At 63.4% G+C, this 14,204-nt stretch carries 11 protein-coding genes; 9 read left to right on the top strand and 2 right to left on the bottom strand.

What is annotated here, in order from left to right:
• The first annotated feature begins 306 nt into the window (after positions 1-306).
• The 3 genes from K288_RS50735 (at position 307) to K288_RS0120515 (ending at position 6,385) form a co-directional block, all read left to right on the top strand.
• Positions 307-462, top strand: coding sequence for a DUF3096 domain-containing protein (locus tag K288_RS50735; protein ID WP_080663951.1), 156 nt, complete (start codon positions 307-309; stop codon positions 460-462).
• A 94-nt stretch (positions 463-556) separates the two neighbouring features.
• Positions 557-3,541, top strand: a complete 2,985-nt coding sequence (gene ppdK, locus K288_RS0120520; RefSeq protein WP_027581249.1) for a pyruvate, phosphate dikinase — start codon at positions 557-559, stop codon at positions 3,539-3,541.
• A gap of 390 nt (positions 3,542-3,931) precedes the next feature.
• Positions 3,932-6,385 carry an ATP-binding protein gene (locus tag K288_RS0120515; protein ID WP_244443189.1) on the top strand — a complete coding sequence of 818 codons (2,454 nt, stop codon included), beginning with the start codon at positions 3,932-3,934 and terminating at the stop codon, positions 6,383-6,385.
• A 97-nt stretch (positions 6,386-6,482) separates the two neighbouring features.
• Here K288_RS0120515 and K288_RS0120510 read toward each other — a convergent pair whose 3' ends face one another.
• The gene (locus K288_RS0120510; protein WP_027581247.1) at positions 6,483-6,941 is read right to left on the bottom strand and encodes a helix-turn-helix domain-containing protein; all 459 of its coding nucleotides are present in this window, start codon (positions 6,939-6,941) and stop codon (positions 6,483-6,485) included.
• Between the two features lie 126 nt (positions 6,942-7,067).
• Here K288_RS0120510 and K288_RS46085 point away from each other — a divergent pair, with 126 nt between their 5' ends.
• The 6 genes from K288_RS46085 (at position 7,068) to K288_RS0120480 (ending at position 13,883) form a co-directional block, all read left to right on the top strand.
• A complete protein-coding gene (locus K288_RS46085; protein WP_051334640.1) occupies positions 7,068-8,309 on the top strand; it encodes an MFS transporter in 1,242 nt (413 codons plus the stop codon).
• Positions 8,310-8,566: 257 nt separating this feature from the next.
• Positions 8,567-10,000: a cell wall hydrolase gene (locus K288_RS0120500; protein ID WP_027581246.1), complete on the top strand. Its 1,434-nt coding sequence runs from the start codon at positions 8,567-8,569 to the stop codon at positions 9,998-10,000.
• A 371-nt stretch (positions 10,001-10,371) separates the two neighbouring features.
• Positions 10,372-11,622: an MFS transporter gene (locus K288_RS0120495; RefSeq protein WP_027581245.1), complete on the top strand. Its 1,251-nt coding sequence runs from the start codon at positions 10,372-10,374 to the stop codon at positions 11,620-11,622.
• Positions 11,623-11,669: 47 nt separating this feature from the next.
• Complete coding sequence (locus K288_RS0120490; protein ID WP_027581244.1) at positions 11,670-12,656, top strand: MDR family oxidoreductase; 987 nt, start codon at positions 11,670-11,672, stop codon at positions 12,654-12,656.
• Positions 12,657-12,760: 104 nt separating this feature from the next.
• Positions 12,761-13,345 (top strand): hypothetical protein, encoded by a 585-nt coding sequence (locus K288_RS0120485; protein WP_027581243.1) that lies wholly within the window; start codon positions 12,761-12,763, stop codon positions 13,343-13,345.
• Positions 13,346-13,649: 304 nt separating this feature from the next.
• On the top strand, positions 13,650-13,883 hold the full coding sequence (locus K288_RS0120480) for a hypothetical protein (RefSeq protein WP_027581242.1): 234 nt from the start codon (positions 13,650-13,652) through the stop codon (positions 13,881-13,883).
• Between the two features lie 16 nt (positions 13,884-13,899).
• On the opposite strand, the gene K288_RS46080 is transcribed toward K288_RS0120480, so the two are convergent.
• Positions 13,900-14,204: transposase (locus K288_RS46080; RefSeq protein WP_043160329.1), on the bottom strand; the 305-nt coding region annotated here is incomplete at its 5' end.

Genomic DNA, 14,204 nt, shown 5'->3' with positions numbered 1-14,204 from the left:
TGTGAGACGCCCGCAAGTGCCGGCTTTTTGCCGATGCACGATGTGAGGCCAATGCATCGCGCGCGCCGATGTTCCGCACAAACGCGGCCGTATCCGCGGCAATTTTGAGCAATTTTCGTGAATGACGGAACCGTTTGAACTGTCGAACGTCTCTAATGTTGGGCCGTGTTGGCGGGCGGGCGGATCTTCGGTTGACGCGTTTTCTTCATGCGAAACCGGTAACACTTCGTTCGAAAACGCGATGCCAGTACAATACCCGCCTCGATTCGATTTCCTTCCCAAACAAATCCGCCGGAGCTTCCTCAAATGGTCATCACCGCTGCGCATGTTCCTGCCATCGTGGCCCTGATCGCAGGCATTCTGATCCTGGTCATGCCGCGGCTGCTGAACTTCATCGTCGCGATCTACCTGATCTTCGTGGGCCTCGTCGGCATGGGGCTTTTGCGCTGGTTGCATTTGTAGGATCGAAAGCCGGTTCGCAGCTTGCGCCCGACACACCAAAGTGGTGTAAGGCCCCCATCTTCTTCGTGCCCCTCTATCCGGATTGTTGAGAGCCATGGCCAAAGCCGTCGCGAAGTCCAAGAAAGCAGCAGAGAAAATCGTAGCGAAATCAAAGCCATCCGCCCCGGCCCGCAAGGCCGCTCCGGCGGCGCGAAAGGCGCTGAAGAAGACCGCGCCAAAAGTAGCGGCGAAGGCTCCGGTGAAGGCTCCTGCCAAGTCTCTGGCCAAGTCTCTTGCCAAGTTTCCTGCCAAGTCTCCTGCGAAGGCGCCTGCCAGGACGGCCGTCAAAGCTCCCGCCAAGCCCGCGGCAAAGTCCGTGACCAAGGCGCCGGCGTCAAAGCCGGCCGCGGCGGCGATCAAGCCGAACAAGTGGGTCTACACCTTCGGTGATGGCAAGGCCGAGGGCAAAGCCGATATGCGCAATCTGCTCGGCGGCAAGGGCGCCAACCTCGCCGAGATGGCCAATCTGGGGTTGCCGGTGCCGCCCGGCTTCACGATCCCGACCGCGGTCTGCACTTATTTCTACGAGCACGAGAAGACCTATCCGAAAGAGCTGAAGGCGCAGGTCGAGAAGGCGCTTGATTATGTCGGCAAGCTGACCGGCAAGATCTTCGGCGACGCCAAGAACCCGCTTTTGGTCTCGGTGCGCTCCGGCGCCCGCGCCTCGATGCCGGGCATGATGGACACCGTGCTCAACCTCGGGTTGAACGACCAGACCGTGGAGGCGCTGGCCGATCTTTCCGGCGACCGCCGCTTTGCCTATGACAGCTACCGCCGCTTCATCACGATGTATTCGGACGTGGTGCTCGGCTTCGAGCATCATCATTTCGAAGACATCCTCGATGCCTTCAAGGACAGCCAGGGCTATTCGCTGGACACCGACCTGACCGGCGACGACTGGGTCGAGCTGGTCGGCAAGTACAAGGAAGCCGTTGAGCGCGAGACCGGCCATCCGTTCCCGCAGGATCCGCACGATCAGCTCTGGGGCGCGATCGGCGCGGTGTTCTCCTCCTGGATGAACGCGCGCGCGGTCACCTACCGCAAGCTGCACGACATTCCAGCGTCGTGGGGCACCGCCGTCAACGTGCAGGCGATGGTGTTCGGCAACATGGGCGAGACGTCGGCGACCGGCGTCGCCTTCACCCGCAATCCCTCGACCGGCGAGAGCAAGCTCTACGGCGAATTCCTGATCAACGCGCAGGGTGAGGATGTGGTGGCCGGCATCCGCACGCCGCAGGACATCACCGAATATGCGCGCCAGGAGAGCGGCTCCGACAAGCCGTCGATGGAAACCGCGATGCCCGACGCGTTCAAGGAGCTGACGCGGATCTACACGCTGCTCGAAAAGCACTACCGCGACATGCAGGACATGGAGTTCACGGTCGAGGAGGGCAAGCTGTGGATGCTGCAGACCCGCGGCGGCAAGCGCACCGCCAAGGCGGCGCTGCGCATCGCTGTCGAGCTCGCCAATGAGGGCCTGATCTCGAAGGAAGATGCGGTGGCGCGGATCGATCCGGCCTCGCTCGACCAGTTGCTGCACCCGACCATCGATCCGGCGGCGACGCGCGACATCATCTGCACCGGCCTGCCGGCCTCGCCGGGTGCGGCGTCCGGCGAGATCGTGTTCTCCTCCGACGAAGCGGCCAAGCTGCAGGCTGACGGCCGCAAGGTCATTCTCGTCCGTATCGAGACCAGTCCGGAAGACATCCACGGCATGCACGCGGCCGAGGGCATCCTGACCACCCGCGGCGGCATGACCTCGCATGCCGCGGTGGTCGCGCGCGGCATGGGCAAGCCCTGCGTCTCCGGCTGCGGCGCCATCCGCGTCGATTACGGCCGCGGCACGATGAGCGTCGGTTCGCGCACCTTCAAGGCAGGTGATGTCATCACCATCGATGGCGGCATCGGCCAGGTGCTGGCCGGGCGCATGCCGATGATCGAGCCGGAGCTGTCCGGCGAGTTCGGCACGCTGATGGGTTGGGCCGACGGCGTGCGCCGGCTGGGCGTCCGCGTCAACGGCGATACCCCCGACGATGCGCGCACCGCGGTGAAGTTCGGCGCCGAGGGCATCGGCCTCTGCCGCACCGAGCATATGTTCTTCGAGGAGACGCGCATCCGCACGGTGCGCGAGATGATCCTCTCGGAAGACGAGCAATCGCGCCGCGCTGCGCTGTCGAAGCTGTTGCCGATGCAGCGCGCCGACTTCGTCGAGCTGTTCGAGATCATGAAGGGCCTGCCGGTCACGATCCGCCTGCTCGATCCGCCGCTGCACGAGTTCCTGCCGCACACCCAGGCCGAGATCGAGGAAGTCGCGCGTGCGATGAACACCGATCCGCGCCGGCTCGCCGATCGCGCCCGCGAGCTCGCCGAGTTCAATCCGATGCTCGGCTTCCGCGGCTGCCGTCTGGCGATCGCCTATCCTGAAATCGCCGAGATGCAGGCGCGCGCGATCTTCGAGGCCGCGGTCGAAGCCGGCAAGCGCACCGGCAAGGCCGTCGGGCTCGAGGTGATGGTGCCGCTGATCGCCACCAAGGCCGAGTTCGACCTGGTGAAGGCGCGGATCGACGCCACCGCCCATGCGGTGATGAAGGAGACCGGCGCCAAGCTGACCTATCAGGTCGGCACCATGATCGAGCTGCCGCGCGCCTGCCTGATGGCCGGCCAGGTCGCCGAGACTGCCGAGTTCTTCTCCTTCGGCACCAACGACCTGACCCAGACCACTTACGGCATCAGCCGCGACGACGCCGCGAGCTTCCTCGGCACCTACATCGCCAAGGGCATCCTCGAGATCGATCCTTTCATCTCGGTCGATCGCGACGGCGTCGGCGAACTGGTCAGGGTCGGCGTGGAGCGCGGCCGCAAGACGCGGCCCAACCTGAAGGTCGGCATCTGCGGCGAGCACGGCGGCGATCCTGCCTCCGTCGCGTTCTGCCACGAGGTCGGGCTCGACTATGTCTCCTGCTCGCCCTACCGCGTGCCGATCGCGCGGCTTGCCGCAGCCCAGGCTGCGCTCGGCAAGGCGATCGCAAGCCAGGCGTGACGCTTAGCGCTCGCGCAACTGATTTGAAAATGGCCGGGATTTTCCCGGCCATTTCTTTTTTCTGGCGGAAGGTTCTGCAGCGCGCAGGGCAAGGAAATACGGATTACAGCGGTAACCCAACTTTCCGTCATATGAAATCGAACTGTAACCCGCGCTCACAATCCTCTGCCAGTAAAGTGAGGTTGGTATGGGATGCTTCAGATTGTTTTTGCGTATTCAATTGAGATCAGGACAGCAACGGCGCGATGGCGGGCGAGCGTCAGGATTGGGGCGTGATGGGAAGTGACCCTTCTATCACGGCTGCTTGTGCTGGTGGCTGTCGCTCTGCTGCCTGCAATAGCGATCCAAGCTTATAATGAATTTGACCTGCGTCGCGCGCGCCAAATTGAAGTGCAGAACCAAGCACTCAATCTGGCCGAACTTGCCGCCGCGGAGCAACAGCAGATCGTTCAGGGAATCCATCAGGTCCTGATCACGCTGTCGGAGCTCCCGTCGATCAGGGCGAAGGACGGCGCGGCGTGCAATGAATATATGGGCGCGATCAAGCAGCGATTCCCGGCTTTCGTGACCCTTGTCGTCACCGATATGAACGGCATCACGTTCTGCACTCCCGACAATAATCGCAAGCCGGTCAACGTCTCGGGCAGGGCCTACTTCGCCAACCTCCGGAAGACCGGCGCCTTCTCCGTTGGCGAGTTCTCGCTGGGCCTGTCATCCGGCCGAAAGGCCATTCAGTTTGCATTGCCTTTCTACGAACAGGACGGGCAGATGGGGGGAGCCATCATCGCAACCCTCAGCCTGGATTGGCTCGCCGACTACATTGCGCGAAAGGGCGCTCCGGCGGGAGCTGCGATCGGAATCATGGACCGCAACGGGAGGTACCTCGCCCGCTATCCCGACAACGCGCACTTTGTCGGGCGGACCCTGAGCGAGGGGCATGAACCGCACCTTGAGAAATCGGGTGCGGCCGACACCAGGGAGCTCGACGGCGTCGAGCGGATCGTCGGCTATGCAGCCCTGCCGGATAGTTCCGGAGGCCTTCTGGTCAGCTTTGGCCTGGACAAGGAGCGGGCCTTCACCGCAATCCAGCATGGTACGCAACGCGGCATCTTCCTGATCATCCTGAGCACCGCGCTAGTGCTGATCCTGACATCCTTGGGCGCCCGGCGGTTCATCCGTCGTCCGCTCGGGCAACTGGTCGATGCCGCCAACCGGTGGCGGCTCGGCGATTTTACCCGGCGGGTGGACATCAGCGGCACTTCCGAAATCGCGCGGGTCGCCGATGCATTCAACACCATGGCTGATGCGCTGGAACAGCGCGAGCACGAGCTCTCCGACGCGAGGAAGAAAGCGGAGGAAGCTGCGGGCCGGATGACGATGATTTTCGAGAGCACCACCGACAGCGTGCTGATCATCGGTCAGGACTTTCGCGTCACCTATCTCAACGGACCTGCCTTGACCGACATTGCAGAAGGCCAGGATGTCAGGGGCATGACATTGTCGGAGGCATTTCCAGACGCGGACGACCTCGACATCACCAACCAGATCCTGGAGGCGACCTCGACGCAGCGGCCGGCATTCCTCGAAGTGTTCTGTCCGCGTCGACAGGTCTGGTACGCCATCAATGCGTTTCCCTCCGCTCAGGGTCTCGCGATCTTTCTCCGCGACATCACCGATCACAAGCATGCGGTGGAGGCGCGCCGGCTGATCGAGGAGCAATTCCACCAGAGCCAAAAGATGGAGTCGGTCGGTCAGCTCACCGGCGGTATCGCGCACGACTTCAACAATCTGCTCACGGTGGTCTCGAACAGCCTCGACCTCATCGAGGATGCCGGCGACATCTCGAAGGTCCGGCAGTACGCCGCGGCGGCGCGGCGCGCCACCCAGCGAGGGGAGAAGCTGACATCGCAGCTTCTCGCCTTCTCGCGGCGGCAGATCCTCAATCCCAAGCTCGTCAACGCGAGCCTGCTCATTGCCGAATTCCAGGGTCTGATCCAGCAAGCGGTTGGGGGAGGGTGCGAGGTCAAGCTACGGACGGACGAGCAATTGTGGCTGTGCCACGTCGATCCTTCACTGCTGGAGACTGCTCTCCTCAACCTGGCGCTCAACGGGCGCGATGCGATGCCGGACGGCGGCGTGCTCGAGATCGAGACGCGGAATGTCGAACTGGAGCAGGGCGCCGTGGACGAGTGTGTGGCCGGGCAGTTTGTAAGGCTGGCGGTCACGGATTCCGGCTGCGGGATGCCGCCCGAAGTGCGGGACAGGATCTTCGAGCCTTTCTTCACGACCAAGGAAGTCGGCAAGGGGACCGGGCTTGGTCTCAGCATGGTCTACGGCTTCGTTCGACAGTCCGGCGGACACGTCACTGTCGACAGCACACCGGGAACAGGAACTACGGTCGCGCTCTACCTGCCCAAGGCCGACAAGGCGCCTGATGCGCCGGTGCAAGAGCGCAAGCCCCGAGCGGTACCGGGAGGCACGGAGCGGATCCTTGTCGTCGACGACAATGAAGATCTGCTCGAGGTCACCTCGGCGATGTTGAGTTCGTTCGGCTACGAAGTTGTCTGTGCCCGTAACGGACTTGAGGCCATGAAGATGTTGAAGAGCGGCGAACACTTTGCGCTTCTGTTCAGCGACATCGTGATGCCGAGCGGCATGAATGGCATCGAACTCGCGCGCGAAGCCAGGCGGCTGTCCAAGGACATCAAGATCCTGCTCACCTCCGGTTATGCCGGAGATGCACTGGAGCGGCATCACGCCGTGGACGAGTTTCCGATCATCGAGAAACCCTTCCATGTTGCTGACCTGGCCCGGCGGCTGCAGGCACTCCTGCACGAAGACTAGAGCGTTTTCGAGCGAAGCATGCCCTCGGACTTGATCCGAGGGTGGACACCGGTTCGCTTGAAGAAAACGCGTCGAAAAGCGAAGCTCGGGCGGGCATTCAGCCCGACTCTGCTTCGGCCTTCCTAACCTGCGTCTCATTCCAGGCGAGCACCCGTCCATCCGACGCCTGCAGTTCAAGACGGGCGACCAGATCGCCGTTCGCCCGATCGACCAGCACCGAATGTCGTTCGCCGGCACGGTAAAGATGGTCCTCGCCCCATTGGCGTAGCGCGACGATCGCGAGGAAAAGTCCGCGTCCCCTCTCGGTCAGGATGTATTCCTTGTAGGCGCTGCCGTCGGAGGCCGGCGCGGTCTCCAGCACGCCCCTCTCCGCAAGATCGCGCAGACGCGTCGACAGCATCCCCTTGGCAATGCCGAGCCCGGTCTGGAACTCGCTGAAGCGCCGCACGCCTTCGAACGCATCGCGGATGATCAGCAGCGACCACCAGTCGCCGATCACATCCAGCGCCCGCGCCACCGGGCAATCCGCCTCCGACAGGCTGATACGTTTCACCATAGCCGCCGCTCTCCTTTGCGCCTGAATACATCCAAATCTGGTTCTAAAATAGAACTAGATTTGGTCGCCGCAACTGGTCTTAACATAAGACTAGATGCTTGATTGTGTGAAGAAGAGGAGGCCGCGATGGGGCGCAATGAGACAGGTGTAACGGCGGACCAACCACATCGGGGGCTGTCGAAAACCACGACGCTGGTCTTTGCCGTCGCGGCAGGTCTCAGCGTTGCGAACATCTACTATGCCCAGCCGCTGCTCGATGCGATGGCCGAAGATTTCGGGATTCCGCCAGCCGCGATCGGCCTCGTCGTGACGCTCACCCAGATCGGCTACGCGTTGGGGCTGATCTTCATCGTGCCGCTTGGCGATCTCCTGGATCGTCGTCGTCTCATCGTGATCCAGGGCATGCTATCGGCTGCCGCGCTTGTGGCGGTCGCGACAGCCAGGACCGAGGGCGTGCTGTTCGCCGGCATGGCGGTGGTCGGCCTCGTCGCCGTCGTTGTCCAGGTGCTGGTCGCCTTTGCCGCCACGCTGGCCTTGCCTTCCGAACGCGGGAAGGCGGTCGGAACGGTCACCAGCGGGGTCGTGATCGGCATCCTGGCCGCGCGCTTCGTCGCCGGAATCCTCGCCGATATCGGCGGTTGGCGTGTCGTCTATCTGACCTCGGCGGCGCTGGCATTGGCGATGGCCGGCATCCTCTTCCGCATCCTGCCGAAACATCTTCCGCCGGAAAGTTCCGACAGCTATTTCGTCACGCTGCGGTCCATCCCCAGCCTTTTCCTCCGCGAGCCCATCCTGCTCGTTCGCGGCGTCCTCGCACTGTTCATCTTCGCTGCGTTCAGCACCTTCTGGACGGCGCTCGTGCTTCCGCTCAGTGCCCCTCCGTTCTCGCTCTCGCATGGCCAGATCGGTCTTTTCGGTCTCGTCGGCGTCGCCGGCGCCGCCGCAGCAGGCAGCGCAGGCAGGCTCGCCGATCGCGGTCTCGGTCAATGGACGACGGGTCTGTCGCTCGTGCTCCTGACTGCATCGTGGGGATTGATCGTGCTGTTGCCAGTGTCGATCCTCGCGCTCGTCATCGGCGTGGTGCTGCTCGACCTCGCGGTCCAGGCGGTCCACGTGACCAATCAAAGCATCATCTTCGCCCTTCATCCGGAAGCGCGCAGCCGCCTCGTCGGCGGCTACATGGTGTTCTATTCGGTCGGCAGCGCCATCGGCGCCATTGCTTCGACGACCGCCAACGCCCATGCGGGGTGGACCGGCGTCTCGATATTGGGAGCAGCCTTCAGCGCGGCTGCGCTATTGGTCTGGGCCTCAACACGTCGCACAGGTTCGCCGCTGCACGCGCGGATGTCGTCGATCGCTTCAATCTAGTCGGTCGAAGATGCGGCGAGGACAATGGCGTGAAGACTTTGTTCACTCTCTTCGTTGACCTCATATTTACTACTTTCATCCGCGAGGCATTTACCAATGCGTTCGATGCGTCGCGCAAGATCTCTGCGAGCGCTTGCCTGTAGCGCGCAAGCCACGTCGATTAACTCCGCGGCAACCTAAATTCAGTACCAACAAATTTGGTCGAATTGCACGGATGGACTGCGTTCGGTCGGTGTCAGCGTTGCGTGAGCGTATCGATGTTAGTGTTGCGTAACCATCCGAAGGGCGCACGGTTCGCGCTCTTCGGACTCGGTCTTAGCATCTTCGCATTGATGCCGACCGAGATCGGATATCAGGACATCGCGTCACTGCTTGCCCGCCAGCCCGGCGTCGCTGAGCGGTGGCAGAAGCGCATGTTCTCCGCCATGGGCACGATCCACGTCGCCGCCTACAGTTTCGGCCGACCGATCGGAACGTCCTCGCCGCAAGTTGCGACCTATCGGTTGGCGAGGCTCGACAGCCAGGGCGGCGACCTCGCCGGTTCCATCACCCGCAATCCGATCGTCACGCCGCCGCCGCGCTATGTCGCCGCCGATTTCCCCAAGGTCGACCGTACGCTGAAGGGCGATCGTCTCGGCGTCGCACCGCAGGCGCCGGCTGAAGCCGTGCCTGGCGGCTCCGCGCCGACAGGCGAAGATCCCTCGACCTCGAACTCTTCCGTCAAGGGCATGAAGACCGCTGCGCACCCGCCCGCCGAGCACGCGCCGCTCGATCCGGAATTGGAGGCCGCGCTCAACGCGCCGCCGTTGCCGCAATATGCGCCGTCGCAGCCGACGTCCGATATCCCGCCGGCGAACGCGCAGCCCATGGCCGCGCCCGAGACGGCGCCACGGCGCGATACGTTCGCATTCAAGACCTCGAGCCTGTTCTTCGGCTCGTCGCTCGGAACACCCGAGACCATGGAGCGCTGGCAGCCGGGCGAGGAGCCGACGATCGTCGTGCCCGATGCCTCGCCCGATCCGGACATGAAGGCGATGGCGTCACTGCCGGTCGATGCCGACGGTCCGGTGCGCGCCGGCGACATGGGCGAGAGCATCGCGCCGAAGGGCGAGGTCAATGCCGACAACCAGCACGCCAAGACGCCGGCCGAGCGGCTCGGCCTGTTCGACGAGAAGTCGCGCGCCAAGTCGGAAAAGTGTCTTGCCGAAGCCGTCTATTTCGAAGCGAGAGGCGAGGCGGTGCGTGGCCAGATCGCGGTGGCACAGGTGGTGTTGAACCGCGCCTTCTCAGGCAAATATCCAACCACGGTTTGTGGCGTGGTCTACCAGAACAAGTACCGCCACTTCGCCTGCCAGTTCACCTTCGCCTGCGACAACGTCCGCGACGTCATCCGCGAGCCCGACATGTGGGACCGTGCGAAGAAGATCGCCAAGGAGATGCTCGACGGCCGGCTCTGGCTGCCCGAGGTCAACAAGTCGACGCACTATCACGCCTATTGGGTGCGGCCGTCCTGGGTCAGCGAAATGAAGAAGATGTACAAGTTCGGCGTCCACACCTTCTATCGCCCGCGTGCCTGGGGCGATGGCAGCGACGCGCCGAGCTGGGGAAACCCGGCCGAGACCGCGGAGATCTCGGCAGAGCTCGCCGAGGCCGCGCAAAGCTCCGCCGAGCAGGCCAGCGCGAAACGGTAGCTCGTCGTCCACGCGAAAGCGGGGATCCATAACCACGGGCCTCTGCCGTGTGCTCCGCTGCACCCACGTGCTCGCGCCACAACACCTCCCTGTGGCTATGGGTCCCGGCCTTCGCCGGGACGACGCCGTCATTGCGAGCGGAGCGAAGCAATCCATTTCTCGGCGTGCGGGGGCATGGATTGCTTCGCTCCGCTCGCAATGACGGTGAGAGAGCCCACGTCATTTTGCAAGGCTGCCCTGCTTGCAAGGCTGCCCTGCTTTGGAAATTTTTTCTCCGGGCCCCTTGGGGTTTTCATGCAAATGCATTAATCCCCTGTAACCTTTCGTCTGGCGGGCGGGACCGCCGATGACGCAGCATGCAGGGGAAATTGATGGCTGTGACCACCGGCGAACTTCGACCTTCCTCCGGCGCCGATAGCTGGCGCACGCCGCTGATCATCATCATCTGTGGCTGTGCAATCGCGCTGCTGAGCTTTGGGCCGCGCTCGGCGCTCGGCTTCTTCGTGCAGCCGATGAGCCGTGAATTCGCCTGGGGCCGCGACGTTTTCGGCCTCGCGCTGGCGTTGCAGAACCTGTTGTGGGGCCTGGGCCAGCCAATCGCCGGCGCGATCGCGGACCGCTTCGGCCTCGTGCGCGTGATGATCGTCGGTGCGCTGCTTTATGCCGCCGGCCTCTACATGATGCGCTATTCGCAGGCCCCGCTGTCGCTCGACATCGGCGCCGGCGTCCTGATCGGCTTCGGCCTGTCCGGCTCCTCGTTCAACCTGGTGCTGTCGGCGTTCAGCAAGTTGCTGCCGCCGGAGAAGCGCGGCCTCGCGCTCGGCGCCGGCACTGCGGCGGGTTCGTTCGGCCAGTTCCTGTTTGCGCCGTTCGGCGTGGCGATGATCGACAATTTCGGCTGGCAGACCGCGCTCACCGTGTTTGCGGCGTTGATGCTCCTGATCATACCGCTGTCGCTGGCGCTCGCGACGCCGCCGGCGGAAAGGACTGATGTGCCGGACGGCGACCAGCAGTCGTTCAAGACCGCGATGGCGGAAGCGTTCGGCCATCGCTCCTATGTGCTGCTGGTGCTCGGCTTCTTCACCTGTGGCTTCCAGCTCGCCTTCATCACCGTGCACCTGCCGGCCTATCTCGTCGATCGCGGCATTCCGACCTCGACCGGCGGCTGGGTGATCGCGGCGATCGGCCTTTTCAACATCATTGGCTCACTCAGCGTCGGCTGGCTGCAGAACTTCTTCCCGAAGCGCTACATCCTGTCGGTGATCTACTTCAGCCGAGCGCTGGCGACCGTCGCCTTCATCTCGTTCCCGATCACGACCTTCTCGGCGATTGCCTTCGGCGCCGTGAGCGGATTGACTTGGTTGTCGACGGTGCCGCCGACGTCGGCGCTGGTGGCGCTGATGTTCGGCACGCGCTGGTTTGCCACGCTCTACGGCTTTGCCTTTGTCAGCCACCAGGTTGGCGGGTTCCTGGGCGTCTGGCTTGGCGGCATCGTGTTCGAGCAATACGGTTCCTATACGCCGATCTGGTGGCTCTCGATCCTGTTCGGTGTGCTGTCGGCGCTGATCAACCTGCCGATCGTGGAAGCCCCAGTGTCGCGCCCGGTTGCGCAGCCTGCCTGATGCGATAAACACTCCCTTAAATATCCAGGCTTTCAGGGAGTGGCACCGTGGCGACGTTCAAGGCGATCAGGATCGACAAAGCGGACAAGGGCACGACCGCCTCGCTCACGCAATTCGACGACGCGGAATTGATGGATGGCGACGTCACCGTCCGCGTCGAATGGTCGACGCTGAACTACAAGGACGGCCTGGCACTGACCGGCAAGGCGCCGGTGGTGCGGCGCTTCCCGATGATCGCCGGCGTCGATTTCGCCGGCACCGTGGAGCAATCCTCGCATCCCGACTGGAAGGCCGGCGACAAGGTCGTCTGCAACGGCTGGGGCATGGGCGAGACCCATCTCGGTGCCTATGCCGAGAAGGCACGGGTCAAGGGCGACTGGCTGGTGCGTCTGCCCGACGGAATCTCGGCGCGTGACGCGATGGCGATCGGCACTGCCGGCTATACCGCCATGCTCTCGGTGCTGGCGCTGGAGGACCACGGGCTCACGCCCAAGAGCGGCCCGATCGTGGTCACGGGGGCTGCCGGCGGGGTCGGCTCGGTTGCGATCGCGGTGCTGTCCAAGCTCGGCTATCACGTGATCGCCTCGACCGGGCGGCAATCAGAGGCGGCCTACCTCCAGGGCCTCGGCGCCGCCGAGGTGATCGACCGCAGCGAGTTGACCGTCCCGGTCAAGGCGCTCGGGAAGGAGCGCTGGGCCGGCGGCGTCGACAGCGTCGGCTCGACCACGCTCGCCAACATGCTCTCGATGACCAAATACGGCGGCGCCGTCGCCGCGTGCGGTCTCGCGGCCGGCATGGACCTGCCTTCCTCGGTCGCTCCGTTCATTTTGCGGGGAGTGTGCCTTATCGGCATCGACTCGGTGATGTGCCCGATCGAACGGCGCAAGCGCGCCTGGAGCCGCCTCGCGAGCGATTTGGACAAGGCAAAACTAGCTGATATCACTCACGAAATCAGCCTGGACCAAGCCATCTCCTATGGCCCGAAGATTCTTGCAGGCGAAGTCCGCGGCCGGATCGTGGTAAAAATAGTCTGACGGCGTTCAGAATTTACCAACCAAGCTGCTCCAATGTTGCCTTGGTTGGTATGGTAAGCAGCGGGTAAAGGCGGGGTGCCCGCGCTGGGTAAGTGGAGTGGCTCATGCTTGCGCGTCTGTTGTTGGGGACGGTCATGGCCGCGGCGACGGTCGTGCCCGCGCTGGCCGGGATGATGAACGCCGAAGAGGCCAGGCGCTTCGTCGCCGGCAAGGTATTCGCCTTCACCTGTTTTGACGGTACCCGCGGCGCCGGCCGCATCCTCGACGACATGGGCGCCGCCGGTTCGATCCAGTTCTCCGGCTCCGGCCCAATTCGCCACGTCAGGCTGCCGGGCAACACCCTGCAGATTCGCGGCCAGGCCGTGTGCGCCTCGCTGAAGGGCCTTCCCTTCGAGCCCTGCTTCAACCTCGACAAGCGCGACGAGCGCACGTTCCGCGGCTCGGTGTCGGGCATGGGCTTTGCCTATTGCGAATTCCGCCATCAGGGCGGGCAGCAGATGCTGCTGGCGCGCGCAGTGGCGCGCCCGCGTTCGCTGCGCCCCTCCCAGACACGTTCGGCCGACGCCTCCCGCGCGGAGGTGTCCACGCGCGTCGAGACGCCGCCTGTCGAGCGCACCAGGCTCGAGCCGGTGAAGCCCGAACCGGCGCAACCGGAAGGCGCGGCCGAATTGCGCCGTTCGACCGATTAGAGCTTCTTAGAGCTTCGGGTCTGATTGAATCAGAACCGAAGCTCTAGATTCTAGTTTTGACGCGTTTTCTGCGCAGATAAGTCTACGCAATCTGCGTAAACTTGATTGCTATGCGAACCGGTGTCCACTTCGCTCGAAAACGCTCTAACTGCAACCATCGGTCCCGCCGACTTCGTTTGATCGAGGCGACAACGTGGCGGCGAAAGCCCGTAGTGATACGGGCTCGTGAATTTATGGCTTGGTAGCGTCTAATCTTCTAATCTCTGCCGAGACGGCCGGGGGTGGGCCAACAATTGAGTTCCACATGGCGCAGTATTTCTTCAGGATCAGCCACGGGCGCTTCGCTGGCGCGTCTGATCAGGGGTCGGAATTCGAAAGCCGTGAGGCCGCGTGGGCGGAGATGACCAAGGTCAGCGGCAATCTTCTCGGCAGCATCGCGCGCAGCCTCAAGCAGGACGCCGAGTGGCAGATGGAGCTGATCGACGAGAGCAAGAAGCCCGTGTTCAGAATCCGCCTGATCGCGGAATCGGTGGACTAGTTGCTCTGCACGGTGATTATGACTCTTTGGAAGGGTTTGGGTAGGCGCGTCCCATTTTGGCGCGAGCTTTTTCGATTGTGAACATCCATTTGATGCGGGAGCGGGCAGCATTTCTATGCCGCTCCCAGGCGGAGATTTCGCGGCGCAGTTGCTTGGGGTCGTCGATCCTGCGGTCGAGGCACTGTCCCCGCAATACGCCAATCTCGATCTCGACCATGTTGAGCCAGCTTGCGTGCTTGGGGGTGTAGTGGAACTCGATGCGCTGCAGGATGCGCCGTGCTTCGGCAGGCGGGAAGGTCTGATACAGCGCACCTGCCGAGT

It is taken from the genome of Bradyrhizobium sp. Ai1a-2, from assembly GCF_000426245.1.
Taxonomy (GTDB): domain Bacteria; phylum Pseudomonadota; class Alphaproteobacteria; order Rhizobiales; family Xanthobacteraceae; genus Bradyrhizobium.
This window is presented reverse-complemented; position numbering and strand designations above follow the sequence as displayed.